The organism is Thermodesulfovibrio sp. 1176 (genome assembly GCF_029946585.1).
Lineage (GTDB): Bacteria > Nitrospirota > Thermodesulfovibrionia > Thermodesulfovibrionales > Thermodesulfovibrionaceae > Thermodesulfovibrio.
On record NZ_JARZRZ010000001.1, the window covers coordinates 509,401 to 534,882 of the forward strand.

At 33.1% G+C, this 25,482-nt stretch carries 37 protein-coding genes and 1 tRNA gene; 35 read left to right on the forward strand and 3 right to left on the reverse strand.

Translation table 11 applies throughout. The features are described 5' to 3' along the window. Positions 1-11 precede the first annotated feature (11 nt). The 29 genes from rpsS to ppsA all read left to right on the forward strand — a co-directional run bounded on the left by rpsS (position 12) and on the right by ppsA (position 17,509). Positions 12-299, forward strand: coding sequence for a 30S ribosomal protein S19 (gene rpsS / locus QI155_RS02745; RefSeq protein WP_281321035.1), 288 nt, complete (start codon positions 12-14; stop codon positions 297-299). Between the two features lie 3 nt (positions 300-302). After that, positions 303-644, forward strand: coding sequence for a 50S ribosomal protein L22 (gene rplV, locus QI155_RS02750; RefSeq protein WP_281321036.1), 342 nt, complete (start codon positions 303-305; stop codon positions 642-644). Between the two features lie 15 nt (positions 645-659). Then, complete coding sequence (gene rpsC / locus QI155_RS02755; RefSeq protein ID WP_281321037.1) at positions 660-1,310, forward strand: 30S ribosomal protein S3; 651 nt, start codon at positions 660-662, stop codon at positions 1,308-1,310. Positions 1,311-1,331: 21 nt separating this feature from the next. Continuing rightward, positions 1,332-1,751: a 50S ribosomal protein L16 gene (gene rplP, locus QI155_RS02760; protein ID WP_068860931.1), complete on the forward strand. Its 420-nt coding sequence runs from the start codon at positions 1,332-1,334 to the stop codon at positions 1,749-1,751. Beyond that, entirely contained in the window at positions 1,748-1,954 is a 207-nt protein-coding gene (gene rpmC, locus QI155_RS02765) for a 50S ribosomal protein L29 (RefSeq protein WP_281321038.1), read from the forward strand. The genes rplP and rpmC overlap by 4 nt, the downstream gene beginning before the upstream one ends. Positions 1,955-1,988: 34 nt before the next feature. Further along, positions 1,989-2,240, forward strand: a complete 252-nt coding sequence (gene rpsQ / locus QI155_RS02770) for a 30S ribosomal protein S17 (protein ID WP_281321039.1) — start codon at positions 1,989-1,991, stop codon at positions 2,238-2,240. Next, on the forward strand, positions 2,237-2,605 hold the full coding sequence (rplN, locus tag QI155_RS02775) for a 50S ribosomal protein L14 (protein ID WP_281321040.1): 369 nt from the start codon (positions 2,237-2,239) through the stop codon (positions 2,603-2,605). The genes rpsQ and rplN overlap by 4 nt, the downstream gene beginning before the upstream one ends. A gap of 8 nt (positions 2,606-2,613) precedes the next feature. Continuing rightward, positions 2,614-2,937 carry a 50S ribosomal protein L24 gene (gene rplX / locus QI155_RS02780; RefSeq protein WP_348650823.1) on the forward strand — a complete coding sequence of 108 codons (324 nt, stop codon included), beginning with the start codon at positions 2,614-2,616 and terminating at the stop codon, positions 2,935-2,937. 29 nt (positions 2,938-2,966) lie between these two features. Further along, positions 2,967-3,506, forward strand: a complete 540-nt coding sequence (rplE, locus tag QI155_RS02785; protein WP_281321138.1) for a 50S ribosomal protein L5 — start codon at positions 2,967-2,969, stop codon at positions 3,504-3,506. Between the two features lie 9 nt (positions 3,507-3,515). Further along, a complete protein-coding gene (locus QI155_RS02790; protein ID WP_068860920.1) occupies positions 3,516-3,701 on the forward strand; it encodes a type Z 30S ribosomal protein S14 in 186 nt (61 codons plus the stop codon). A gap of 11 nt (positions 3,702-3,712) precedes the next feature. Further along, complete coding sequence (gene rpsH, locus QI155_RS02795) at positions 3,713-4,108, forward strand: 30S ribosomal protein S8 (RefSeq protein ID WP_281321042.1); 396 nt, start codon at positions 3,713-3,715, stop codon at positions 4,106-4,108. Positions 4,109-4,119: 11 nt separating this feature from the next. Next, positions 4,120-4,662 (forward strand): 50S ribosomal protein L6, encoded by a 543-nt coding sequence (rplF, locus tag QI155_RS02800; protein ID WP_348650824.1) that lies wholly within the window; start codon positions 4,120-4,122, stop codon positions 4,660-4,662. An 11-nt stretch (positions 4,663-4,673) separates the two neighbouring features. After that, entirely contained in the window at positions 4,674-5,033 is a 360-nt protein-coding gene (gene rplR / locus QI155_RS02805; protein WP_281321044.1) for a 50S ribosomal protein L18, read from the forward strand. A 9-nt stretch (positions 5,034-5,042) separates the two neighbouring features. After that, a complete protein-coding gene (rpsE, locus tag QI155_RS02810; RefSeq protein ID WP_281321045.1) occupies positions 5,043-5,588 on the forward strand; it encodes a 30S ribosomal protein S5 in 546 nt (181 codons plus the stop codon). Then, positions 5,585-6,031, forward strand: coding sequence for a 50S ribosomal protein L15 (gene rplO / locus QI155_RS02815; protein ID WP_281321046.1), 447 nt, complete (start codon positions 5,585-5,587; stop codon positions 6,029-6,031). The genes rpsE and rplO overlap by 4 nt, the downstream gene beginning before the upstream one ends. Further along, positions 6,031-7,338, forward strand: coding sequence for a preprotein translocase subunit SecY (gene secY, locus QI155_RS02820; protein WP_348650815.1), 1,308 nt, complete (start codon positions 6,031-6,033; stop codon positions 7,336-7,338). Before rplO ends, secY begins: the two co-directional genes overlap by 1 nt. A gap of 6 nt (positions 7,339-7,344) precedes the next feature. Next, positions 7,345-8,094: a type I methionyl aminopeptidase gene (map, locus tag QI155_RS02825; protein ID WP_068860907.1), complete on the forward strand. Its 750-nt coding sequence runs from the start codon at positions 7,345-7,347 to the stop codon at positions 8,092-8,094. 26 nt (positions 8,095-8,120) lie between these two features. Next, positions 8,121-8,339, forward strand: a complete 219-nt coding sequence (gene infA, locus QI155_RS02830) for a translation initiation factor IF-1 (protein ID WP_068860905.1) — start codon at positions 8,121-8,123, stop codon at positions 8,337-8,339. A gap of 10 nt (positions 8,340-8,349) precedes the next feature. Then, entirely contained in the window at positions 8,350-8,463 is a 114-nt protein-coding gene (gene rpmJ / locus QI155_RS02835; RefSeq protein ID WP_068860903.1) for a 50S ribosomal protein L36, read from the forward strand. Between the two features lie 14 nt (positions 8,464-8,477). Then, positions 8,478-8,843 (forward strand): 30S ribosomal protein S13, encoded by a 366-nt coding sequence (gene rpsM / locus QI155_RS02840; protein ID WP_068860901.1) that lies wholly within the window; start codon positions 8,478-8,480, stop codon positions 8,841-8,843. 22 nt (positions 8,844-8,865) lie between these two features. Then, positions 8,866-9,252 carry a 30S ribosomal protein S11 gene (rpsK, locus tag QI155_RS02845; RefSeq protein ID WP_068860899.1) on the forward strand — a complete coding sequence of 129 codons (387 nt, stop codon included), beginning with the start codon at positions 8,866-8,868 and terminating at the stop codon, positions 9,250-9,252. Continuing rightward, complete coding sequence (rpsD, locus tag QI155_RS02850; protein ID WP_068860896.1) at positions 9,253-9,879, forward strand: 30S ribosomal protein S4; 627 nt, start codon at positions 9,253-9,255, stop codon at positions 9,877-9,879. Positions 9,880-9,903: 24 nt separating this feature from the next. After that, positions 9,904-10,935 carry a DNA-directed RNA polymerase subunit alpha gene (locus QI155_RS02855; RefSeq protein WP_068860894.1) on the forward strand — a complete coding sequence of 344 codons (1,032 nt, stop codon included), beginning with the start codon at positions 9,904-9,906 and terminating at the stop codon, positions 10,933-10,935. A 5-nt stretch (positions 10,936-10,940) separates the two neighbouring features. Beyond that, a complete protein-coding gene (rplQ, locus tag QI155_RS02860) occupies positions 10,941-11,336 on the forward strand; it encodes a 50S ribosomal protein L17 (RefSeq protein ID WP_068860893.1) in 396 nt (131 codons plus the stop codon). A 40-nt stretch (positions 11,337-11,376) separates the two neighbouring features. Continuing rightward, positions 11,377-11,449: transfer RNA gene (locus QI155_RS02865), tRNA-Asn, on the forward strand. Positions 11,450-11,520: 71 nt separating this feature from the next. Next, a complete protein-coding gene (rplT, locus tag QI155_RS02870) occupies positions 11,521-11,883 on the forward strand; it encodes a 50S ribosomal protein L20 (RefSeq protein WP_281321047.1) in 363 nt (120 codons plus the stop codon). Further along, positions 11,884-12,891: a phenylalanine--tRNA ligase subunit alpha gene (gene pheS / locus QI155_RS02875; RefSeq protein ID WP_281321048.1), complete on the forward strand. Its 1,008-nt coding sequence runs from the start codon at positions 11,884-11,886 to the stop codon at positions 12,889-12,891. Next, positions 12,891-14,966, forward strand: coding sequence for a phenylalanine--tRNA ligase subunit beta (gene pheT / locus QI155_RS02880; protein ID WP_281321049.1), 2,076 nt, complete (start codon positions 12,891-12,893; stop codon positions 14,964-14,966). Before pheS ends, pheT begins: the two co-directional genes overlap by 1 nt. 128 nt (positions 14,967-15,094) lie before the next feature. Continuing rightward, complete coding sequence (gene ppsA / locus QI155_RS02885) at positions 15,095-17,509, forward strand: phosphoenolpyruvate synthase (protein WP_281321050.1); 2,415 nt, start codon at positions 15,095-15,097, stop codon at positions 17,507-17,509. A gap of 101 nt (positions 17,510-17,610) precedes the next feature. On the opposite strand, the gene purE is transcribed toward ppsA, so the two are convergent. Continuing rightward, complete coding sequence (purE, locus tag QI155_RS02890) at positions 17,611-18,129, reverse strand: 5-(carboxyamino)imidazole ribonucleotide mutase (protein WP_068860885.1); 519 nt, start codon at positions 18,127-18,129, stop codon at positions 17,611-17,613. Next, on the reverse strand, positions 18,126-19,280 hold the full coding sequence (locus QI155_RS02895) for a 5-(carboxyamino)imidazole ribonucleotide synthase (protein ID WP_281321051.1): 1,155 nt from the start codon (positions 19,278-19,280) through the stop codon (positions 18,126-18,128). The genes purE and QI155_RS02895 overlap by 4 nt, the downstream gene beginning before the upstream one ends. A gap of 357 nt (positions 19,281-19,637) precedes the next feature. Between QI155_RS02895 and htpX the strand changes: the two genes are divergently transcribed. Then, the gene (htpX, locus tag QI155_RS02900; protein WP_281321052.1) at positions 19,638-20,480 is read left to right on the forward strand and encodes a zinc metalloprotease HtpX; all 843 of its coding nucleotides are present in this window, start codon (positions 19,638-19,640) and stop codon (positions 20,478-20,480) included. 18 nt (positions 20,481-20,498) lie between these two features. Further along, positions 20,499-21,008, forward strand: a complete 510-nt coding sequence (amrA, locus tag QI155_RS02905; RefSeq protein ID WP_281321053.1) for an AmmeMemoRadiSam system protein A — start codon at positions 20,499-20,501, stop codon at positions 21,006-21,008. Here amrA and hflX read toward each other — a convergent pair. Beyond that, positions 20,986-22,320, reverse strand: a complete 1,335-nt coding sequence (gene hflX / locus QI155_RS02910; RefSeq protein WP_254045467.1) for a GTPase HflX — start codon at positions 22,318-22,320, stop codon at positions 20,986-20,988. The genes amrA and hflX overlap by 23 nt on opposite strands. A 404-nt stretch (positions 22,321-22,724) precedes the next feature. Here hflX and selD point away from each other — a divergent pair, with 404 nt between their 5' ends. The 4 genes from selD (at position 22,725) to QI155_RS02930 (ending at position 25,482) form a co-directional block, all read left to right on the forward strand. Then, positions 22,725-23,750: a selenide, water dikinase SelD gene (gene selD / locus QI155_RS02915; protein WP_281321054.1), complete on the forward strand. Its 1,026-nt coding sequence runs from the start codon at positions 22,725-22,727 to the stop codon at positions 23,748-23,750. A gap of 102 nt (positions 23,751-23,852) precedes the next feature. Beyond that, positions 23,853-24,332 (forward strand): Hsp20/alpha crystallin family protein, encoded by a 480-nt coding sequence (locus tag QI155_RS02920; RefSeq protein WP_068861378.1) that lies wholly within the window; start codon positions 23,853-23,855, stop codon positions 24,330-24,332. Positions 24,333-24,533: 201 nt separating this feature from the next. After that, on the forward strand, positions 24,534-25,211 hold the full coding sequence (locus tag QI155_RS02925) for a 3'-5' exonuclease (RefSeq protein ID WP_068861377.1): 678 nt from the start codon (positions 24,534-24,536) through the stop codon (positions 25,209-25,211). 10 nt (positions 25,212-25,221) lie between these two features. Beyond that, positions 25,222-25,482: a DUF4212 domain-containing protein gene (locus QI155_RS02930; RefSeq protein ID WP_068861376.1), complete on the forward strand. Its 261-nt coding sequence runs from the start codon at positions 25,222-25,224 to the stop codon at positions 25,480-25,482.

The window sequence follows — 25,482 nt, forward strand, 5'->3', positions numbered from 1 at the left end:
GGGGTAGTAAGGTGGCAAGGTCATTAAAAAAGGGTCCCTTTGTTGATGAAAAACTCATGGAAAAGGTTAAGAAGGCATTAGAAACAGGAGATAAAAAGCCTATAAAGACATGGTCAAGAAGATCCACAATTGTGCCTGAATTTATAGGATTAACCTTTGCAGTTCACAACGGAAGAAAGTTCATACCGGTATATGTAACTGAGAATATGATAGGACATAAACTTGGAGAGTTTGCTCCCACAAGAACATTTAAGGGGCATGCAGGCTCCGAAGAAAAGAAAAAGGCTAAGGGGAAATAGAATATGCAAGCAAGGGCAATATTAAAATATGCTCGTATAACTCCAACTAAAGCAAGGAAAGTTATAAATGTAATCAGAGGCAAAAAAGCTGCAGAAGCATTGTTAATTCTTAAATATATGCCTCACAGAGGTGCTCGTATCATAGAAAAAGTTTTACGTTCAGCCTTAGCAAATGCTGAACAAAAAAATCCGAGAGTAGACATTGATAACCTAAAAATAGTCAAAGCTTTTGTTGATCAGGGTCCGATGATGAAAAGAATAGAAGAAAGAGCTATGGGAAGAGCTAATATTATAAAGAAAAAAACTTCCCATATAACAATATATGTTGATACAGAGGAAAATTAAACCGGAGGTGTTCAGTTGGGTCAAAAAACAAATCCCATAGGTAACAGATTGGGCATCATTAGAACATGGGAAAGCAGATGGTTTACTAAAAAAGGGTATTCTGATCGTCTAATTGAAGATCTCAATCTTAGAAAGATGTTAAAAGAGAAATTGTTTCACGCTGGAATTTCAAGGATTGAGATTGAAAGGGTAGGAGAAAAAATTAAGATAATAGTATTCTCAGCACGTCCCGGTATTATTATAGGTAAAAAGGGTGCAGAAGTAGAAAAATTAAAGAAAGAAATTGAAGAAAAAACAGGCAAACAAGTAAATATTGAGATAAAGGAAGTAAGAAGACCAGAACTGGATGCACAGCTTGTAGCAGAGAATATAGCTCTTCAGATAGAAAAAAGAGTTGCCTATCGTAGAGCTATGAAAAGAGCTGTTTCTTCTGCTTTACGTTTTGGAGCAAAAGGTATAAGAGTTTCTTGTGCTGGAAGATTAGCAGGTGCTGAAATTGCGAGAACTGAATGGTACAGAGAAGGAAGAGTTCCATTAAGTACTTTTAGAGCAGATATAGATTACGGGTTTGCAGAAGCAAGAACAACTTATGGTGTTATTGGTGTTAAGGTTTGGATATTTAAGGGTGAAGTTCAACCTGGACAATATGTAAATTACAACTATTAAAAATATGGTGAGGGAAAAGATATGTTAGCGCCAAAAAAAGTTAAATTCCGTAAGATGCAAAAAGGTAGAATGAAAGGTATAGCCTATAGAGGTAGTTATGTATCCTTTGGTGAATTTGGTTTAAAGGCTTTAGAGCCAGCATGGATAACTTCAAGGCAAATAGAGGCTGCAAGAGTAGCTATTATGAGACATGCTAAAAAGGGATGTAAGCTTTGGATTAGAATATTTCCAGACAAACCAATAACAAGAAAGCCTGCTGAAACAAGAATGGGAAAAGGAAAAGGTAATCCAGAGTTTTGGGTTGCAGTAGTTAAACCAGGAAGAATTATGTTTGAAATCTCAGGAGTATCAGAAGAAATAGCAAAAGAAGCCTTTGAATTGGCCTCTCATAAGCTTCCTATAAAAACAAAATTTGTAAAGAGGCAGGAGAGTTTTGTATGAAGGCAAAAGAATTAAGAAATTTTTCCATAGATGAATTGAAAAAGAAAGAAAGAGATTTAAGAAGAGAATTTTTTAATTTGAGATTTCAATTGGCTAAGGGTGAATTGCAGAACGTTAAGAGAATCAATGCAGTTAAGAAGGATATTGCAAGGATATTGACCATAATAACTGAAAAAACGAAAAAATTTCAGGTTAAATCCTGAGAGAAGATTAAGAAATAGGTATAAGGAGTAGGAAATGCCAAAGAAGATTTTAAAAGGTACTGTTATAAGCGATAAAATGGATAAAACTATTGTTGTTTCTGTTGAGAGAGTTTTCCAAGATCCCAATTATAAAAAAATAATTAGAAGAAGGAAGAAATATAAAGCCCATGATGAAGAGAACAGATGTCAAGTTGGAGACATGGTAGAGATTATTGAAAGCAGACCAATTAGCAAAACTAAAAGATGGAAAGTTTTGAGAATTCTTAAGGAGGGTGAGGGACAATGATACAGCCAAGGAGTATTCTTGAGGTTGCTGATAATTCCGGTGCTAAAAGAGTTCAGTGTATCAGAGTTTTGGGAGGTTCTAATAGAAAATATGCCTCTTTAGGAGATGTAATAATTGTTAGTGTTAAAGAAGCATTACCTGACAGCAATATAAAAAAAGGGTCTGTAGCTAAAGCTGTAATAGTAAGACTCAAAAGAAGCGTAAGAAGATCAGACGGTTCATATATAAGATTTGATCAGAATGCTGTTGTAATAGTTAATAATCAACTTGAACCAATCGGTACAAGAATTTTTGGTCCTGTTGCAAGGGAATTAAGATGGAAAGAGTTTACTAAAATTGTATCCCTTGCACCTGAAGTCATATAAGATGGAGGATAGCAGTGAGCTTAGGTGTTAAAAAAGGTGATAATGTCATTGTATTGTCTGGTAAAGACAAAGACAAAAAGGGTAGAGTTATAGCAGTATTAACCAAAAAGGACAAAATTATAGTAGAAGGTGTCAACATAATAAAAAAACATCAAAGGCCTACAAGAAAGTATCCACAGGGTGGAATTATTGAGAAAGAGGGCCCCATTCCTAGATGTAAAGTTATGTTAGTTTGTTCAAAATGCGAAAAACCAACAAGAATTGGTGCAAATATACTTGAAGACGGAAGAAAAGTAAGAGTTTGCAAGAAGTGCAAGGAGGTTATTGATTAATGAGTGCGGAAACAAAAGAAAAGAAGTATATTCCTCGTTTAAAAGAAAAATATTACAAAGAGATAGTGCCTTCATTAATGAAGAAATTTAACTATAAAAATATTATGGAGGTTCCAAAACTTGAAAAGATAATTGTTCATGTTACGCTTGGAGAGGCAATTCAAAATATAAAGTTACTCGATGCTGCGGAAAAAGAGCTTGCACAAATAACAGGACAAAAACCTCTTATTACTAAAGCAAAGAAACCGCTTGCCGCATTCAAATTAAAAAAAGGTATGCCGATAGGTTGTAAGGTTACTTTAAGAAGAGAAAGAATGTATGAATTCCTTGATAGATTAATATCTATTGCTTTACCAAGAATTAGAGATTTTAGAGGTATTTCCTCAAAGTCTTTTGATGGTAGAGGTAATTATTCCTTTGGTATAAAAGAACAGTTTATATTCCCAGAGATTGACTATGATAAAGTTGAAATGATTCATGGATTGGACATCACAATATGTACAACTGCCAAAACAGATGAAGAAGCAAGAGAATTATTGAAAGAATTTGGAATGCCATATAGAAAATAAGGAGGGATTGTGGCAAGAAAAAGTAAAATAGAAAGGTCAAAATATCCACCAAAATTTAAGGTTCGTGTTAGAAATCGTTGTAAGGTATGCGGTCGTCCAAGAGGATATTTAAGGCAGTTTGGTCTCTGTAGAATATGTTTTAGATTTTTAGCTAACTCTGGGAAAATTCCCGGAGTGGTAAAGTCAAGCTGGTAAGGGGTGACAGTATGATGACAGATGTTATTTCAGATATGCTTACTCGAATTAGAAATGCTATATCTGTAAAAGCAGATAAAGTGGACATACCTGCTTCAAGATTAAAAATTGAGATTGCTAAGATACTTAAGGAAGAAGGGTTTATCAAGTCATATAAAATAATAAAAGATAAAAAACAGGGAATATTAAGAATAAATTTAAAATATACTCAAGAAGGTGATTCTTTTATTTCTAATTTGAAAAGAATCAGTAAACCAGGTAGAAGAGTTTATGTTAGCAAGGAAGATATTCCATATGTAATGGGAGGACTTGGTATAGCAATTCTTACCACTTCCCATGGAGTTATGACAGATAAAGAATGCCGCCAAAAAGGTGTTGGCGGAGAAGTTATATGTTATGTATGGTAAGGGGTGAACGAATGTCAAGAATAGGTAGAAAGCCAATTCAAATTCCAGATGGGGTTGAAGTAAAATTGGAAAATAATCAAATATTGGTAAAGAGTCAAAAGGGTCAATTAACCTATGCTCTTCCAGATGGAATAGGAGTAAATATTGATAGCAAAACTCTTATAATTACAAGAAGAAGCGATGATAACAGGCAAAAAGCACTACATGGGCTTGCAAGAAGTTTAATCGCCAATATGATCACTGGTGTTTCACAGGGATTTACAAGAGTTTTGCAGATTTATGGAGTTGGATACAGGGCTCAAGTAAGCGGAGATAAGATAATACTAAATGTTGGCTATTCCCATCCAGTAGAGTTTAAATTACCAGAAGGAATTAAAGCCACAGTTGATGAAAAACAGACGACCATAACTTTACAGGGAATTGATAAACAACTTTTAGGACAGGTAGCTGCAAATATAAGAGCAATTAGGCCTCCAGATGCTTATAAGGGTAAAGGTATAAGATTTGCTGATGAAGTTTTAAAACTTAAACCCGGTAAGACTGGAAAGAAATAAGGAGGAAGGCTTTGCGAGACAAAAAAGAATTAAAAGAAAGAAGACATCTGAGAATAAGAAAAAAAGTTTATGGAACATCAGAAAGACCAAGGCTATGTGTTTATAAAAGCCTTAATCATATATATGCTCAAATTATAGATGACACAAAGGGTTATACCCTTGTTTCTGCTTCCACATTGGACAAGGAATTTAAAGAACTTACAGGTAACAAGAGTAATAAAGAATTTGCAAAAAAGGTAGGAGAATTAATAGCAGAGAAAGCATTAAATGCAGGAATTACAAAGGTTGTATTTGACAGAGCAGGATATAAATATCATGGATGTATTAAAGCTCTTGCAGATGCTGCAAGGGAAAAAGGTCTTCAATTTTAGGGAGGAGTAATGAAAGGAGAAAGGATCAATCCAGAGGATCTCAATTTAAAAGATAAGGTAGTATTTATAAATAGAGTAGCTAAGGTTGTCAAAGGTGGTAGAAGATTTTCTTTTAGTGCTTTGGTTGTTGTAGGTAATGAAGCTGGAATAGTTGGCTTTGGAAAAGGAAAGGCTGCAGAGGTCCCCGATGCCATAAGAAAGGCAATCGATAAAGCAAAAAAGAATTTAATAACTTTTCCGCTCCATGAAACCACAATTCCTCATAGAGTTGAATTTAAATATGGAGCTACTAAAATAGTAATTAATCCAGCACCTAAAGGAACAGGTATTATCGCAGGAGGACCTGCAAGAGCAGTTTTCGAGGTTGCTGGTGTTCAAGATGTTGTTGCAAAAGTTCTCGGTAGTCATAATCCTTTTAACTCAGTGAATGCAACAATTGGAGCTCTTCGTAGCTTAAAAGATCCATCTTTAGTTATAAAATTAAGAACAAAGGCATCAGAAATTGAACAAACCGATGAAAATCAACTTCAGCAGGAGGAGGAAAAGGTTTCATGAAAATACATGAATTAAAACCAGCAGAGGGAAGCAAGAGGAAACCAAAAAGAATAGGAAGAGGGTTTGGCTCTGGACATGGAAGAACCTCTACAAAGGGGCATAAAGGACAAAAGGCTCGTTCAGGAGGAGCAAAGGGTCCAGGATTCGAAGGTGGGCAGATGCCTCTGCAAAGAAGAGTTCCTAAAAGAGGATTTACTAATGCACCATTTAAAAAGGAGTACTCAATTGTAAATCTTGAAGATTTAAATAAAATAATAGAAGATGTAGATGTGATTACTCCCGAGATTTTATTGGAAAAAGGTATTATAAAAAAGATAAAAGATGGGGTAAAAATTCTTGGTAATGGAGATATAAAAAAATCAATTAATATAAAGATCCATGCTATCAGCAAATCAGCCCGCCAAAAAATTGAATCAAAGGGTGGTAAGGTAGAGGTTCTATAGTGGGATTTGTATCTGCCCTAAGAAATATTTTTAAAATACCAGAATTAAGAGCAAGGGTATTATTTACTCTTGCTATGCTTGCTGTATTCAGAATAGGTGCTCATATCCCTACACCTGGTATTGATGGTGAAGAACTAAGTAAATTTCTAATGGAACGTGGCGGAGCTGTTATGGGATTTTTTGATATTTTTACCGGGGGTGCCTTATCAAAGGTTACTATATTTGCTCTCGGAGTAATGCCTTACATAAGTGCATCTATTATTTTTCAACTTTTAACTGTTGTTATCCCCTCTTTAGCTAAAATTGCAAAAGAAGGCGAAGAAGGCAGAAAAAAGATAATGAGATATACCCGTTATGCCACAATTGTAATTGCTGCAATTCAAGGATTTGGTATAGCAATAGGACTTGAAAGCATGGGTGGTGGACAATTTATTCAAGAACCTGGATGGTCTTTTCGAATAGTTACTATGATTACTCTTACTGCAGGCACTGCATTTCTTATGTGGTTAGGCGAACAGATAACTGAAAGAGGTATAGGTAACGGAATTTCTTTAATAATATTTGCAGGAATAGTAGCAAGATTTCCAAATGCTATTTTTTATACCTATAATTTAATAAAAACTGGTGAATTATCAATCTTCTTCGTTTTAATTCTTTTAGTAGTAATGGTTGCTGTTGTTGCTGGAATAATATTTATTGAAAGAGCTCAGCGGAGAATTCCTATTCAGTATGCAAAGAGAGTAGTAGGTAGAAAAATGTATGGTGGTTATACAACTTATTTACCATTAAAGATTAATTCTGCCGGTGTTATCCCACCAATATTTGCTTCTTCAGTTTTGATGTTCCCTGCTACTATTGCCGGATTTATAGCCATACCTTGGGTACAGGAATTAGCAAAACAATTTGCTCCTGGTGGTCTATTGTATATTTTTCTTTATGTTGGATTAATAATCTTTTTTACATATTTCTACACAGCAGTAATTTATAATCCTGTGGAAATAGCAGAAAATTTACAAAAAAATGGAGGCTTTATCACAGGAGTAAGACCTGGGCAGAAGACCTCTGAATATATATATAGGGTTTTATCAAGGTTAACTTTTATTGGCGCATTATATTTAAGCGCAGTCTGTGTATTGCCAGAGATATTAATTGCAGAATTTAAAGTTCCTTTTTACTTTGGTGGAACATCATTATTGATTGCTGTTGGTGTTGCCCTTGATACAGTTTCACAGATAGAAACCCATATGATAAGTAGATCTTATGATGGATTCTTCAAAAAAATTAGAATTAAAGGCAGGAAGGATTAATAATTAGTGATAATTATAAAAAATTTGGAGGAAATTAATAAGATAAGAAAATCCTGCCAAATTGTAGCAAAAGTACTTGAAGAACTAAAGTTTTATATAAAAGAAGGATTATCAACAAAAAATATAGAGTTGTTCATTGAAAATCTTATAGAAAAAATGGGTGGAGTCCCTGCATTTAAAGGATACAAAGGATATCCTGCAAGTGCTTGTATTTCTGTGAATTCACAAGTTGTTCATGGAATTCCTTCTGATAAGTTTTTTATTAAAGAAGGTGATATTGTCAGTGTAGATGTTGGTGTAATTTTTGATGGATTTTATGGAGATGCAGCATATACATATCCAGTAGGCAAAATTTCAGAAGAGGCAAAAAAATTAATGAAAGTAACAGAAGAAGCATTATACGAGGGAATAAAAAAAGCTAAACCTGGTAGAAGAGTTGGTGATATTTCCTATGCAATTCAGAGACATGTTGAAACAAAGGGATTTTCAGTTGTGAGAGCTTTTGTGGGACACGGTATAGGACGTTCCTTACATGAAGAACCTCAAATTCCTAATTTTGGAAAAGAAGGAACAGGTCCTAAATTGAAAAGAGGTATGACATTAGCTATAGAACCAATGGTAAATGCAGGCAGCTATGAAGTTGTTATTCTTCCTGATGGATGGACTGCAGTAACAAAGGATGGATCTCTGTCTGCTCACTATGAACATACTATTGCAATTACTGAAGATGAGCCAGAAATCTTGACTAAAATATGAAATAATAGATATATTAACAAGTTAAGATGCCGAAAGAAGACCACATAGAAATGCAAGGAACCATAGAAGAAGCCTTACCTAATGCAATGTTTAGGGTAAGACTTGACAATGGTCACGTAATTCTTGCATATGTTTCTGGTAAAATGAGAATGCATTTTATAAAAATTTTGCCTGGAGATAAGGTTCTTGTTGAGATGTCTCCCTATGATCTTACAAAGGGTAGAATAATTTACAGATTTAAATAGGAGGTGTAATTTGAAAGTAAGAGCATCAGTTAAAAGAGTTTGTTCAAAATGTAAAATTATAAAAAGAAAAGGTGTGGTAAGAATTATTTGTGAAAATCCTAAGCATAAACAGAGACAGGGTTAAGGAAGGAGATTAATATGGCAAGAATAGCAGGTGTAGATATCCCTAAAAATGAGAGGGTAGAGATAGGATTAACAAGAATTTTTGGTATTGGAAGAAGCCTATCTCAAAAAATTTTAAGAGATACTGGAGTAAATCCTGACAAAAGAGTAAAAGATCTTACAGATGAAGAAATAGTAAAAATTAGAAATGAGATAGAGAAAAATTACAAGGTTGAAGGTGAATTAAGAAAAGAAATTTCAATGAGTATAAAAAGATTAACAGATATTGGTTGTTACAGAGGATTAAGGCACCAGGCAAATTTACCAGTAAGAGGTCAGAGAACAAAAACAAATGCAAGGACTCGCAAAGGACCAAGAAGAAAATTGATAAAGAAAAAATAATTAAGGAGGTTATACAGAATTAATGGCACAGAAAAGAAAAGGTATAAAAAAAGTAAAAAAACATGTTCCCCATGGTATAGCTCATGTGCAGACAAGCTTTAATAACACAATTATAACAATAACAGATCCGAATGGAAATGTTATTGCTTGGGCTTCAGCAGGTAGCTGCGGTTTCAAAGGTTCAAGAAAGGGAACTCCCTATGCGGCACAAATAGCTGCAGAAACAGTTGCAAAAAGAGCGGCTGAAATGGGTATGAAACAGATAGATGTATTTGTAAAAGGACCTGGCTCAGGAAGAGAAACGGCTATAAGAGCATTGCAGGCAGCAGGATTAGAAATAAATTTGATTAAGGATGTAACACCTGTTCCACATAACGGGTGTAGACCTCCAAAGAGAAGGAGGGTTTAAATGGCAAGATATACAGGTTCACTTTGTAGACTTTGTAGAAGAGAGGGGATGAAATTATTCATAAAGGGAACAAGATGTTATACTGAGAAATGTGCCTTTGAAAGGAGAAAATATCCACCTGGACAACATGGTCACAATAGAGCAAAGCTTTCTGATTACGGATTGCAACTAAGAGAAAAACAGAAAGTTAAGAGAATATATGGAATAATGGAAAAACAGTTTAAAAATTATTTTGAAAAAGCCACAAAAATGAAAGGTGTAACAGGTGAAAATCTCCTTAAACTTCTTGAAAGAAGGCTTGACAATGTAGTTTACAGAATGGGATTTGCTATCAACCGTAGACAGGCAAGGCAATTAGTGAGACACGGATTTTTCCTTGTAAATGGTAAAAAAGTTGATGTTCCATCATACTTACTTAGACCGGGTGATGTTGTTGAAGTTAAGGATTCTGCTAAAAATCATGAATTAATTAAAGAAAATCTTGCCTTAGCAGAACAAAGAGGTTTTCCAGTATGGACAGAAGTTAATATAGAGGAAATGAAAGGTAAATTTGTAAGAGTTCCAGAAAGAGAAGAAATGCAATTACCAGTTCATGAGCAGTTAATTGTTGAGTTTTATTCTAAGTAATATTAAAAAATTGGAGGCATTTAAATGAATTTATATAAAGTATTTCAGATGCCCAAGAAAGTAGAATTTGATAGAGATACTCTTTCTGAAACCTATGGAAGGCTTATAATAGAGCCTCTTGAAAGAGGATATGGAACAACAATTGGAAATTCTCTAAGAAGAGTTTTGCTTTCATCAATAGAAGGTGCTGCAGTTTATGCCATAAGGATAAATGGAGTATTGCATGAAATAAGTTCAATACAGGGAGTTAGGGAAGATGTAATTGATATAGTTTTGAATGTAAAAAAAATCAGGTTTAAATATTTTGCAGAGGATGCTGATAAAAAGGTAGCATTAATTAAAATAAAAGGTCCAGCTGATGTATATGCCAAGGATATTGTAACAGATGGAACCTATGAAGTTTTAAATAAGGATCAATATATTTGTTCTTTAGATCAAGATGTAAACTTTGAAATGTATTTATATATTCGCAGAGGAAGAGGCTATATACCTTCTGAAATGATAAAAGATGAAGATTTACCCGTAGATGCTATTACAGTAGATGCTATTTTTAGTCCTGTTAAAAAAGTTAACTTTAGAGTTGAAAAAACTCGAGTGGGCGAGCTCACAGACTATGATAGATTGGTTTTAGAATTATGGACTGATGGAAGCATTACTCCTGAAAAAGCCATTACTGAAGCATCGAATTTACTAATAAAACATTTTGAAGTCTTAATTTTTACTGAAACTACAAAAGAAGAAATTGAGTCAACCGTTGTTTCAAAAGATAATATGGAAGAAGGTTTAATCTATGATAAACTGAATGAAAATGTTTTGAAACCTATCGAAGATCTTGAATTGTCTGTAAGGGCATACAACTGCCTCAAAAGTGCTGGTATAAATCTAATTGTTGAATTAATACAAAAAACAGAGAATGAATTACTTAAAACTAAAAATTTTGGCAAAAGGTCATTGGATGAGATAAAAGAGGTTTTAACAAGACAAGGTTTGAAATTAGGGATGAGAATAGATCCTGAATTAATTGAAAAATTGAAAGAAAAGGTGCAGAGGGGGTAACCTGGATGAGGCATAGAGTTGCAGGAAGACATTTTGGAAGAACAGCAAATCAAAGGAAGGCGCTTTTAAGAGGACTTTTAGCCTCTCTTATTAAATATGAAAGAATTGAAACTACTGTTGCTAAAGCAAAGGCTGTTAAGGAACTTGCTGAAAGCCTTGTTACTTTTGCTAAAAGAGGAGACCTTCATTCAAGAAGACTTGCACTTAGTTATTTACCAGATAAGGATTTAATAAAAAAGCTTTTTACAGAAATTGCTCCTCGCTTTGTAGGTCGAAATGGTGGTTATGTCAGAGTTGTTAGAACAGGGTTTAGAATCAAAGACAGTGCGCCAATGGCTATACTTGAGTTTGTAGACTATAAAAAGCCTGAAAAAGAAGAGTCAAAGAAAAAATCTGGCTAATTTGACAGAACCATTTAAAATTTGATATTTTTAAGATAATTCCTGGGTAGCTCAGCCGGCAGAGCGGGTGGCTGTTAACCACTTGGTCGGGGGTTCGAATCCCTCCCCAGGAGTTTAAATTTTATAAAGAATTTTTGGATGTTTTGCATCCTTGATAAATAGTAAAAAATTGATGGAGGAATAAATGCCTAGAGTAAAAGGTGGATTTAAAACAAGAAGATACCATAAAAAAGTTCTCTCGATGGCTAAAGGTTATTATAGTGCCAGACATCGTTCCTATAAAGTAGCTGCCAAGGCAGTAGAAAAGGCTTTAGAACATTCTTACAAAGACAGAAGGCTCAAAAAGAGAGATTTTAGAGCTCTATGGATTACAAGAATTAATGCTGCAACAAGAATGTTCGGAATTACATACAATCAATTTATTAATGGACTTAAAAAGGCGAACATTTCTCTTAATAGGAAAGTTCTTGCTGATATTGCATTCAATGACATAAATGCCTTCAGAGAATTAGTTGAAAAGGTAAAACCCTTTATAAAAGCAGCATAAATGCAAGACTCTTTAAAAGAATCCTTTCTTAAAGATATAAGTGAGATTACTTCTCTTAATGATCTGATTAATCTCAAAGCAAAATATATTGGTAAAAAAGGCATCATTACAGAAAAAATCAAAAATTTAGCAAAACTTTCTCTTGAAGAAAGAAAATCGCAGGGTAAAATTCTTAATGAGCTGAAACAATTTATAGAAGAGCTTATAAAAAATAAAGAGGAAGAATTAAAGCAAAAAGAAATATCAGAATCCTTAAAAAAAGAATTTATTGATATAACTCTGCCAGGTAAAAATTTTTATTTTGGTGGACAGCATCCTGTTAATAAAACTCTTTTAGAAATTATAGATATTTTTAGAGAAATTGGATTTACAGTTGAAGAAGGACCTGAAGTAGAGCTTGATTATTATAATTTTGAAGCCCTTAATATTCCCAAAAATCATCCTGCCAGAGACATGCAGGATACCTTTTATGTAAGTGAAGATGTTGTCTTAAGAACTCATACCTCACCTGTTCAGGTAAGAGTGATGGAGAAGAAAAAGCCTCCTCTTAGATTTATTTCTCCTGGTAAAGTATATCGCTGTGACTCAGATATAACACATACTCCAATGTTTCATCAGGTTGAAGGTTTAATGGTTGATGAAGATGTATCTTTTTCTCATTTAAAGGGCATTCTCGTGTATTTTTTAAGAAGACTTTTTGGAGAAAATATTCCTGTAAGATTTAGACCAAGTTTTTTCCCTTTTACTGAGCCTTCAACAGAAATAGATATTGGCTGTATTATCTGTAGTGGCTCTGGATGTAGAGTTTGCAAAGGTACAGGATGGCTTGAAGTACTTGGTGCTGGAATGGTTCATCCAAATGTTTTCAAATTTGCAGGATATCCTGAAGGAAAGTACACAGGATTTGCCTTTGGAATGGGTGTTGAAAGACTTACCATGCTTAAGTATGGAATAGATGACATAAGATTATTTTTTGAGAATGATATAAGATTTTTGAGGCAATTTTAATGAAAGTTCCTTTTAGCTGGTTAAAAGAATATATTGAAGGTGAATTAGAATTAGAGAAACTTACTGATTCTCTTACAATGGCAGGTCTTGAAGTAGGCGCTGTTGAAAAATTTCAAGATGATTTAGTTTTAGATCTTGAAATAACACCAAATAGAGCAGATTGTTTAAGTATAATTGGAATTGCAAGAGAAGTTAGGGCAATATTTGGATTGAAACTTAAAAAACCTTTTTTTAAAATTCATAAAGAATTAAAAGAACCAAATTTTGAAATTTCAATTTTAAATCCTGCATTTTGCTATAGATATGCAGGAAGAGTAGTAAAAGGAGTTAAGGTTACTTCATCGCCTGATTGGCTTAAAAAAAGGCTTGAATTAGCCGGAATTCGTTCTATAAATAATATAGTTGATGTAACAAATTATGTACTTCTTGAATATGGACATCCTCTGCATGCCTTTGATCTTGATCTTCTTGAAGGAAGTCAGATTAGAGTAGCTACACCAGCAGATTTTGGAAAGGAGTCCGAGGAAATTGTTACTCTTGATGGAGTAAAAAGAAAACTAAGCTTCGATGATCTTTTAATATGGGATGCAGTTAAACCCATTGCAATTGCAGGAGTTATGGGTGGTGCAAATACTGAAGTAACTCAAAGAACAACAAATATTTTAATTGAGAGTGCATACTTTAAACCTGAAAACATAAGAAAAACATCAAAAAAACTTGGACTTTCAACAGAAGCCTCCTACAGGTTTGAAAGAGGTACAGATATAGAAGCACTGAAAGATGCTCTTGACAGATCAGCCTTTTTAATTCAGGAACTTGCAGGTGGTGAAATTTATGAAATAATAGATGTTTATCCTGTAAAGATTCCAGTTAAAGAAATTTCTTTTAACACAAAAAAAATAAACAGTTTTATAGGATTACAGCTTACTGATAAGGAAATTTTAAGGATTCTTGATCTTCTTGAAATAGAAGTAGAGAAAAAAGAAGGTTCATACATTGCAAAAATTCCATCTCACAGGCAGGATTTAGAAAGGCAAGAGGATATTGCTGAAGAGGTTGCAAGGATTTACGGTTATGATAAAGTTCCTGCTCAGCTCCCTGTATATTTTAAAGCTGTGTTGGAAAATTATGAATTATCAAATAAAAGAAAATTTATCAATCAAATAAGAGATTATATGATTGCTCTTGGATTCAATGAGGCAGTCAATATGAGCTTTATGTCAGAGGAAGATTTAAATATATTTGAAATCCCTGAGCAAGACACAAGAAGGCAGTTTATTACTCTTATGAATCCTTTGAGACAGGAAGAATCAATAATGCGGACTATGATTACTCCTCAGTTACTAAGGAATGCAGATAAAAATACTTCCCGCGGTATAGAAGCCTTTAAACTTTTTGAAATAGGAAGGGTTTTTATATCAAAGGAAAACTCTTTACTTCCCGATGAACCATTGTATTTAGGAATTTTATCTAAAAAGGAAGATTTAAAATTGCCATTCAATGAGGATCCCTTTGATTTTTATACTATAAAAGGTGTAATCGATGGAATGTTGAGACATTTTAGAATAGATAAGCCCCATTATAAAAGGTCCAATGAACCTTTCTTACATTCAGGGCAATCAGCTGATATTTATGTAAATGAAGAAAAAATTGGTTTTGTAGGTGTTATTTCTCCTAAAATACTAACAAAATTTGATTTTAAAATAAAACCTTACATTTGCGTAGCTGAACTTAATTTAGATAAATTATTGAGCCTTATCAAGGTAGATACTAAATATAAATCTCTGTCAAATTATCCTCCTGTAAAAAGAGATGTTGCTATTTTAGTATCCGATAATTTTGAAACTCAAAAAATCTTTGATTTAATCTCATTGTATGGGAATGAATTAATAGAGGATGTTTATATTTTTGATATTTACAAAGGAAAGGGAATTCCTTCTGGCAAACAAAGTATAGCTTTTAGGATAATTTATAGAGCCTTTGATAGAACTTTGACTTCCGATGAAGTTGAAAAAGTACATAATGATTTAATTCAAAGAATAATCTCTGAAACTTCCGCTGAATTAAGAATCTAATTTTTCATTTAACATTTTACACCCACATTTTTATAATTGGAAACATAAGTTATAATTTCAGCACATTTTCCATTTTTAAATATTTTGATATAATTATAAAAAATAGTTATAAAAAGGAGGATAAAACAATGTCTTTGATTCTATGGTTTAATGAAATTGGGATAAAGGACATACCTCTTGTAGGTGGTAAAAATGCCTCTCTTGGTGAAATGTTGCAAAAACTAACACCAAAGGGTATAAACATTCCTGATGGCTTTGCTGTTACTGCAGAGGCTTATAAGTATTTTATAAAGTTCAACAAGTTGGAAGAACCAATTAAAAAAATATTATCAAAATTTGATAAATCCAATGTAGATGAATTAAAAGAAAGAGGCAAAAAAATAAGAAATCTTATTCTTAAGGGTAAAATGCCAGATGATTTAGCCGATTTAATTTCAAAGGCTTATTCTAAAATGGAAGAAAGATATGGCAAAAATGTTGATGTAGCTGTCCGTTCTTCTGCCACAGCAGAAGATTTACCTGATGCCTCCTTTGCTGGTCAGCAGGAGACTTTTTTAAACATTAGAGGTGTTAAAAATGTAGTTGAATCAGTCCAAAAGTGTTTTGCTTCACTATTTACAGATAGAGCTATATCCTATAGAATTGACAAAGGATTTGACCATTTCACAGTTTATTTATCATCAGCAGTTCAAAAAATGGTTCGTTCTGATAAAGCTTCATCTGGTGTTATGTTTACTCTTGATACAGAGACAGGCTTCAGAGACGTTGTGTATATTACAGGATCATGGGGATTAGGCGAATATGTTGTTCAAGGTATTGTAAATCCCGATGAGTATTATGTATTTAAGCCAACTTTAAAGGAAGGATATAAAGCTATTATTTCTAAAAAGCTTGGTGAAAAACAGCAAAAACTTATTTATGGGAAAGGACCTTCAAATCCTACATTAGGAGTTAAAACTACATTGAGTGAAAGACAAAGATTTGTTCTTAGTGATGATGAAATTATTAAGCTTGCAAAATGGGCTATTTTAATTGAAGATCATTATGGAAAACCAATGGATATAGAATGGGCAAAGGATGGAGATGGTGTTGATGTTGGAACTGGTGAATTATTTATTGTTCAGGCAAGACCTGAGACAGTTCATTCTACGAAGCAAAAAAATTACTATGAAGTATATCAACTCAAAGAATCTGGAAAAGTCTTATGTAAAGGTTTAGCAGTAGGAAATAAAATAGGGCATGGTAAAGCAAATGTTATTAGAGATGCTTCTCAAATCAATTTATTTAAAGCAGGACAGGTTCTTGTTACGGATATGACAGATCCTGACTGGGAACCAATAATGAAAATTGCTTCAGGAATCATTACAAATAGAGGTGGAAGAACTTGCCATGCAGCCATTGTATCCCGTGAATTGGGAATTCCCTGTGTTGTTGGAACAGGAAATGCTACAGAATTAATTAAATCTGAAACAGATATAACAGTAGATTGTTCAAAGGGCGAGGAAGGATTTGTTTATGAAGGTATTATCCCCTACGAAGTAAAAAAAATAGATTTATCCTCTTTACCAAAAACAAAAACAAAGATAATGATGAATGTTGGAATTCCTGAACAGGCCTTTGCACAGGGACAGATTCCTAATGATGGGGTAGGACTTGCCAGAATAGAATTCATAATAAGTTCCCATATTGGGATTCATCCTCTTGCTCTTATTAATTATGCAGAACTGAAAGAAAAGTCTAAGGAAGACCCTAAGTTAGCAAAAATAATAAAAGAAATTGATAAAAGAACCCCAATGTATGAAGTAAAATCAGATTTTTATGTTGATAAACTTGCTCAAGGCATTGCTATGATAGCTTCTGCATTTTATCCAAATGATGTAATTGTAAGATTTTCAGACTTTAAAACAAATGAATATGCCAATCTTATTGGAGGAGTATTGTATGAACCTGTTGAATCAAATCCTATGATAGGTTGGCGTGGTGCAAGTAGATACTATGATCCTAAATTTGAACCAGCCTTTGCTCTTGAGTGTTTTGCAATAAAGAAGGTAAGAGAAGAAATAGGCTTAAAAAATGTAAAAGTAATGATACCTTTTTGTAGAACTGTAGAAGAGGGTAAGAAAGTTATAGAAGTAATGAAAAAGTATGGATTAGTTCAGGGTGAGAAGGAATTAGAAATATATGTTATGTGTGAAATCCCAAGCAATGTTGTTTTAGCTGAAGAATTTGCTGAAATATTTGATGGATTTTCAATTGGTTCTAATGACCTTACTCAGCTAACATTAGGTCTTGACAGAGACAGTTCCCTTGTTGCTCATATTTACGATGAAAGAAATCCAGCAGTTAAAAAGTTAGTTAAACAGGTAATTGAGATAGCAAAAAATAAGGGAAGGAAAATAGGTATTTGTGGGCAGGCACCAAGCGACTTTCCAGAGTTTGCCGAGTTTTTAGTAGAATGTGGTATTGACTCTATTAGTTTAATCCCAGATACAGTGCTGAAAACAAAACTTCTTGTTTCAGAAAAGGAAAGACAGATGCAGTAGTTTCAAAAAAGAGATACTTCTTTTTGAGTAAAATTTTTGATGGATTTTCCTTTTTTCGCAGATTTGGACAACTTGGCTATAACATCTCAATAATTATTCCATTAATTTTTTATCCCGCCTTCATCGATATATGATTTATAGCCGATAGATTCAAGCTTCTTTGCCTTTTCTTCTACTGTTTTTTTGAGATTCTCTCTGTATTCTTTTAACTTCTTAGCAATGTTTTCATCAGATACAGATAAGATAGATAATGCAAGAAGGGCTGCATTTTCTGCGTTGTTTATGGCAACGGTTGCAACAGGAATTCCTGCTGGCATCTGAACAATTGACAAAAGAGAATCAAGTCCATTTAAAGAAGAGGTTTTAATAGGTACGCCTATAACAGGCAAATGGGTTAGGGAGGCGACCATCCCTGGAAGATGTGCTGCACCACCTGCCCCTGCTATTATAACTTTTATACCTCTGGTTTCTGCTTCCCTTGCAAAATTATACATCCTATCTGGTGTTCGGTGGGCTGATACAATTGTGATTTCGTATGGTACATTGAATTTATCTAAAATCTCCGAAGCTTTACTCATCACTGTTAAATCTGAATCACTTCCCATTATTATAGCAATCATATTTTTACCTCTCCTTTTACTTTTATAAGACTTTTAATTACTTTTGTTTTTTCAACAAGCAGATTTCTATCTCTATCTAATATGGTTATATGTCCCATCTTTCTGAACGGAAATGTTTCTTTTTTGCCATAGATATGAACATAAACTCCATCTATTGTTAAGACTTTATCAAGATTTTCGTAGAAAGGTTTTCCTTTGTAGCCCTTTTCACCAAGGAGATTAATAAGAGCTGCCGGAATGTATTGATAAGTAGAGCCTAATGGCAAATTAGTTAAAACTCTAACAAGTTGTTCAAACTGGCTTGTTTCACAAGCCTCTATAGTATGATGTCCAGAGTTATGAACTCTTGGAGCAACTTCGTTTAACAGTATTTCTCCTTTTTTAGTTAAAAACAGTTCAACACCAAAAACACCAACACCATCTAAAGATTCTACTGCAGATATTGATATTTCCTGTGCAAGTTTGTGTAATTTTTCATCAATGTCTGCTGGTACAAGTAAGTAATCAAGAAGATTACCTTCTGGATTAAAGATCATCTCTACGATAGGATAAACTTTTATGTTGCCCTTAATGTTTCTAACAACTATTGTAGCAAGTTCCTTTTCGATATCAACGAAAGATTCTATGTAAGAATCTTCTGTCAGTACTTTATCTAAATCTTTTTCTGATTTTACAACTATCACACCCCTTCCATCATAACCACCTTTCTTTGTTTTTTGAACACAAGGAATGTACTTTTTTATATCATCTGGACTATTTAGTTCGAAAAATTCCGGGACAGGTATGTTGTTTTTCTTAAAAAAGCATCTCTGTTGGTATTTATCTTGAATGATTTCAAGAATTTGAATAGATGGATAAACTTTATCTTCTGGTAATACCTCTTTAAGTATTTCTGTATCTATATGTTCTATTTCGTAAGTGATGATATCAACTTGATTGTTTAGTTCTATTATTTTTTCTTTATCGTTTAGTTTTCCTGTGATTTGTTTACAAACTAAGGATGCAGGAGCATTTTCTTTGGGGTCAAGGCATACTACATTTATTCCTAACTTTCGACACTCCATTGCTATCATTTTCCCAAGTTGTCCACCACCAAGTATACCAATAGTGAAATCAGAAGGTGATGTCAATTTAAAATTCTTTAAGTCCATAAATTATAGACCTCTAAGATTCATAAATGGTTTTAATTAAAGTAGTTTTCAATTACCTTCCAGGGAATTTGTCAGGATAAAAATTTCCCACAACAAATCTTATTTAAGATTTTTTCCCTGAAGATTATTAATACTATAACACAGAAATATGTAGATTTCAACTTTTTTCTCAAATATTCAAGAGATATAAAAAAGTCTGTTTGTATGAATAAGTCAATAGAAAATTCCGATAACAGGATAACATATATTTGGATGGAATCATCAAATAAAAAGAGTTGAATCTTTTGACTAACCTTTTTTTTATGTTAAAATATAAATAAAGACATTGAAAATTAAAATTAATAAGGAGGTGTTTGTATGAATACATTGAAAACGCTTGTTTTAATGGTTTTCCTTACAGTATTTTTCATTTTTGTCGGCTCTTTAATAGGTGGTAAACAGGGAGCTACGATTGCTTTAATCTTAGCTCTTGGTATGAACTTTTTTGCATATTTTTTCAGCCATAAAATAGTGCTTTCTATGTATAGAGCAAAAGAGGTTACTGAAGCTGAAGCTCCTGAGCTTTATAGTATGGTTAGAAGACTTACACAGAGAGCAGGATTGCCGATGCCTAAAGTTTACATCATTGAATCTGAACAGCCAAATGCCTTTGCAACAGGCAGATCTCCCAAACATGGAGTAGTTGCAGTTACAACTGGCATTATGAGAATACTTTCAAGGGAAGAGCTTGAAGGAGTAATTGGTCATGAACTTGCTCATATAAAACATAGAGATATTCTTATCAGCACCGTTGCTGCTACAATAGCAGGTGCAATTTCTTATCTTGCTCAGATGGCAATGTGGGCAAATATTTTTGGAAGAAATGATGATGAAGAAGGTGGTCATCCAATTGTAGCTTTATTAATGATGATTATCGCTCCAATTATAGCTATGATTATTCAACTTGCAATTAGCAGGGCTCGTGAGTATGCAGCTGATGAAGGTGGAGCAAAAATTGCAGGTAATCCTCTTTATCTTGCTAATGCATTGAGAAAACTTCATTATGCTTCGCAGGCAATTCCTATGGAAGCAAATCCAGGTACTGCTCATTTATTTATTGTTAATCCACTTTCTGGTCGTAATTTAATGAAACTTTTAAGCACTCATCCTCCAATTGAGGAAAGGATTGAAAGGCTTGAGGCAATGGCGAAAGGTTATTAATAAAGCATAAATTTAATTATGCATCCCTATACTGAATTAGCAAAAAAAACCGTTGAAGAATATGTAAAATCAGGGAAAATTATTACTATAACTGAACCTATACCAGAGGATATGAAAAAAAAAGCTGGTGTTTTTGTATCTATAAAAAAAAAAGGGAAGTTAAGAGGATGCATTGGAACTTTTATTCCTGCTACTGAAAATATATACAAAGAAATAATAAGAAATGCAATTGCCGCAGCAACAGAAGACCCTCGTTTTCCACCGATTGAACAAAGAGAGCTTGATGATCTGGAGTATTCAGTTGATATATTAAGTCCGCCTGAACCAGTAAAAAGTCTTGATGAACTTGACCCCAAGAAATATGGAGTTATTGTAATAAAGGGTTGGCAAAAAGGTTTGTTGCTTCCAGATATAGAGGATGTAAACACTGTAGATGAACAGTTAAGAATTGCTAAGCTTAAAGCTGGTATTGATCCCTTTGATTCTGATGTAGAAATTTATAAATTTAAAGTAGAGCGTTACAAGTAATTTTTTCTTCCCAAAGTTTGTTTTTTATTTCATCTATTAAAGGTATGAGTGTTTCTTTATTTATTGCTGAAATTCCAATTCCATCATATCTTTCGCAAATCTGTTTAACTTCTTCAGAAGATACTTTATCTATCTTGTTAAAAACAATAATCATAGGTTTTGTATCAAGATTTAGTTCTTTAAGTATACTGTTAACTGAGTCAATATGATTTTCAAAGTAGGGATTTGATATATCAACGAGATGAATTAAAAGAGAAGCATCTTCTAATTCTTCAAGAGTAGATTTAAAAGCCGCTATTAAATCTTCAGGTAAATCTCTAATAAAACCTACAGTGTCAGTAATTATAATTTCTTTTTCTTCTGGGAATTTAAGCCTTCTTGAAGATGTGTCAAGAGTTGCAAACATTTTATCTTCAACGAAAACAGAACTTTTTGTAAGAGAATTAAGAAGAGTAGATTTACCTGCATTTGTGTATCCAATTATGGAGACAATGGGAATAGAAAGTTCTTTTCTTCTTTTTTTCCTTTGTTGTCTTGCTAAATTAAGTTTTTTAAGTTCATTTTCAAGATGATGAATTCTTTCTTTGATTCTTCTTCTGTCAACTTCAAGCTTTGTTTCCCCAGGTCCTCTTCCTCCTATTCCGCCAGCAAGACGTGACATTGCTGTTCCTTTCCCTGTAAGTCTTGGAAGCATATAACGAAGTTGAGCAAGTTCAACTTGAACTTTTCCATCTCGTGAATGAGCTCTTTTTGCAAAAATATCTAAAATCAATTGACTTCTGTCAATAACTTTTAGCTCTGTCATTTCACTAATAGCTCTGATTTGAGAAGGAGTTAAATTTTGATCAAAAACCAAAAGTGTAGCTCCTATATCCATTGCTTTTATTATTAATTCTTTAAGTTTACCTTCTCCTAAGAGATATTTAGGATTTATTTCTTTAACTCGTTGAATAATCTTATCTATAACCACTAAGTCTGTTGACTGGGCAAGGTCTTCTAATTCTTTAATATGTTCTTCGATAACATACTTTGGTAAAGTGGATACACTTATGAGAATCGCTCTTTCTCTTTGATCATGAGTATCTATTGCCCGAGTTCTTTCCATTTCCATTTCAAGATTATTTATAAATTCTTTAAAATTGAATTTTAAACTATAAAATTTTGATGATAATATTTCAAAATTTTGTTCTTTTCCGTAGGGAAGAAGATGAGCAATATGAATATCTTCTGGTAACCCCTGTTTTTCTGTGATCACAGCAAGAAGGTCAAACCTTAGAAGCCTTAGATCAGTTATATCTTCTCTGTCAGGCATTTCACTGTGAAGATGGGTATGAATGTATCTAAGCCCTCTTAAAGACTTTCTACCTAATGGGAAATTATCAAGCTCCGGGATTAAAATAGATTGAGCGGTTCCAACAATTATATGTGTTATGATGCCAGATCTATCAATTATTACGCCTATTTGTCTATTTATTTCGTGAGAAATAGCACATAAATATTTTGCTAAGTCAACAGTAATAACAGCATCAAGAGGTTGTCTTTTTCTGTAAAGTTTTTCTAATAAATAAACTATGCTTTTTTTTAATCCTGTTGTATATCCGTAAATCTTTGCTATCTTAGATTTACCTCCTTATTTTAAGGATATCAGAATTATAAACTTTTCTCAAGTAAAAAGTCCTTTTTATGATAAAATTAAGAAAAAGAGGGAGATTTGAGATGCTTACAGAGAAAGTTAAATCAGCAGGTTGAGCTGCAAAAATAGGTCCAGGGGACCTTGAAGAAGTACTGAAGGATTTACCTTTACCCTTTGATCCTAATTTACTACTTGGCTCTGAGGATTGGTCTGATGCAGGAATTTATCGCCTAAATGATGAAGTTGCATTAGCACAAAGTATTGATTTTTTCACTCCTATTGTAGATAATCCCTATGATTTTGGACAGATAGCTGTAGCAAATTCTCTAAGCGATATTTATGCTGTCGGAGGCAAACCTCTTTTAGCATTGAATATTGTGTGTTTTCCAATTAATGAAATGGACAAATCTATATTAAGAGAAATTCTCAGAGGTGGACTAGATAAATTAAAAGAAGCAGAAACTCTAATGATTGGTGGTCATAGCGTTGAAGACCCAGAAATAAAATATGGTATCGCAGTAACAGGATTGGTTAATCCTAAAAAATTTGTTACAAATAAAGGAGCTAAAGCGGGAGACCTTTTAGTTCTTACTAAACCAATTGGAACAGGTATACTTGCCACTGCATTAAAAGGGAAACTTCTTGATCCAGAGACAACAGAAATTCTTATAAAGACAATGGCAACACTTAATAAAATAGCATCTCAGGTTATGATGGAAATAGGTGTTAATGGATGTACAGACATAACAGGATTTGGACTTTTAGGACATTGTCTTGAAATGGCAAGGGCAAGCAAGGTAACAATAAGAATTTTTAGAGATAAAATACCAGTTTTACCAAAAACATATGAAATGGCATCTATGGGAATAGTACCAGCAGGTAGTAAAAGAAATATAAACTATTGTAAAAAATTAGTTGACATAGGGAACACTGATCCAATAACTCTTGATATTTTATCAGACCCTCAAACATCAGGTGGACTGTTAATATCATTGCCACCAGAAAAAGCTGAAAAACTTATTATAAGACTTAAAGAAGAAGGAATTGAGCATGCCCAAATTATCGGTGAAGTTAAAGAAAAAAGTTCAGGAAGTATTCAAATAATTTGATATAAATTGTATAAATGTTTTTATGAAACCCCTTGACAAATATTATATAATTATGATAAATTTAGTCATATAATATAAATATCACCTTAAGGAGGTGAAACTATGACAAGAAAAGAAGCAAAGGATGTTGCAAGAATTGAACCTAAAATTTTATCTCCCTTTGAGGAAATTGAAAGATTTATTGAAGAAGTATGGAAGAGACCTTTCTCAGTTTTTAGTTCTCTTATTCCAAGGATAAGGGGCGAAGCAGAAGTTATTGCTCCTGCAGTTGATATCTATGAGGAAGGGGATGATTTGGTTTTCAAAGCAGATTTGCCAGGATTAAGTAAAAATGATATCGAAGTAAAGATTACCGATGATTATATTACAATTTCTGGTGAAAAGAAAAAAGAAGAAAAGGTAGAAGAAAAGAACTACTACAGATATGAAAGAAGCTATGGTTCATTTACAAGAACTTTCAGGCTTCCTGTTGAAGTTCAAACTGATAAAGCAAAGGCAAAATTTGAAAATGGAGTTCTTGAAGTAAGAATTCCTAAGACAGAAGAAGCAAAATCAAAGGAAAGAAAACTAATAATCGAATAGTATGACAGAGGGAGGGTATTCCCTCCCTTTTTTTATTTTTCTTTGCTCTTTTATAAATTCCCTCCTATTTAACCTTCTGAATTAAAATTTAATTTTGTTACTTTTTTTCTCTTTTAGTTACCTATTGTAACAAAAAATTTTCATATATCAAGATTTTACCTTCTTTTTTATATGGTATATAATTTGCAAAGAATATGTTAGATGTTTAACTTTTTTAAAAAGAAAATAAGAGACAGAAAAGTCATCCAGAATACCGATTTTGTTGTTATAGATACAGAACTTACGGGCTTAGATGAAAGGAAAGATTCTATTATTTCAATAGGAGCAATAAAAATGAAAGGAAAGAAAATATTTTTAGGTGAAATATTTTACAGGCATCTTAATCCATCTTCTGTTTTAAATAAAGATGGAGTAGTAATTCATCAACTTATGCCTTCGGAACTTGAATTATGTCCTGATTTAGAACCTATTTTAAGGGAGTTTTTATTATTCTGCAAAAATTCAATTTTTGTTGGACACTTTTTAAAGATAGATTTTTCATTTTTAAAAAGAGCTATAAGAAAGTATATTGGTTTAGATTTTAATCCACAGGGTGTTGATACCTATCTTATTTTTAAATGGCTTATTGAAAAGAGTGTTATTTCAAAGAAATACTCTGAAATTTCCATGCTTTCTGAGATTGCAGAATCCTTAGGAATAAAACCTGAAAAATTACATGATTCTCTTTCAGATGCCTTTGTCACAGCCCAGATTTTTCAAAAAGAAATAGCCTTGATTGAGTCTTTAAATATATGGGATTTAGATTTTTTACTTAAAATTGGTCAACCACATGTATCTAGATACATGTCTTATAAGCAACAATTAAACTATCAATTTTAGGAGGTGTATTATGGTAGAAAAAGAAACTCTTGAACGGTATTGGAGAGAGACGAAGAAAAACATGTTAATTATTCTTTTTATTTGGGCTATTGTTTCATACGGTGCTGCACTTATTGCATCAAGCTTAAACAGTATTGTTATTTTCGGCTTTCCTATGGGATATTACATGGGATCTCAGGGAGCCATAACAGTCTTTGTTCTTCTTAATCTTTATAACTCAATTTATCAGAACAAATTAGATATTAAATACGGTTTAGCAGAGGAGGAATAA